This window comes from Peribacillus sp. P4_C12 (assembly GCF_056402095.1).
Genome location: NZ_JBFUIB010001207.1, coordinates 1 through 531 on the forward strand (window position 1 = coordinate 1; position 531 = coordinate 531).

At 38.6% G+C, this 531-nt stretch carries 1 protein-coding gene; it reads left to right on the top strand.

Features of this window, described 5'->3' with window-relative positions:
* Positions 1 to 487: DNA gyrase C-terminal beta-propeller domain-containing protein (locus AC1DUW_RS32160; RefSeq protein ID WP_477644628.1), on the top strand; the 487-nt coding region annotated here is incomplete at its 5' end.
* Positions 488 to 531 lie beyond the last annotated feature (44 nt).

The following is a 531-nucleotide window of genomic DNA, read 5'->3' on the forward strand; positions in this document are numbered from 1 at the left end:
GGCCGAGCTTTTCCTAGTCACTCATAATGGCTACGGTTTATGGTTTGATGAAGAAGAAGTAAGTGTCGTTGGAGTCCGTGCAGCAGGAGTTAAGGGGATTAATTTGAAAGAAGATGACTATGTTATTGGCGGCAAGGTTTTAGCTAAGGATAGTAAAGAATCAATTCTGATTGTTACCCAGCGCGGAGCCATCAAGAAAATGAAATTAACCGAGTTTGAAAAAACTGGCCGTGCAAAACGCGGGGTCGTGGTCTTGAGAGAATTGAAATCGAATCCACATCGGGTCATTGGATTTGAAACTGTCAATAAAACCGACAGTCTTTTCATTCTTTCTGAAAAGGGCATAATCGAAACAATCCATGCTGCTTCATTAAAAAATCATGATCGTTACACGAATGGATCTTTTGTTTTTGATGAAACTGTAAGTGGAAAAGCGAAAGAATTGTGGAAGATATCTTTAGAAGATGAATCTGCTTTAGAGTCGTAAATAATTTTTTTATAAAAAGGGATGCTGACAATAATCAGCATCCC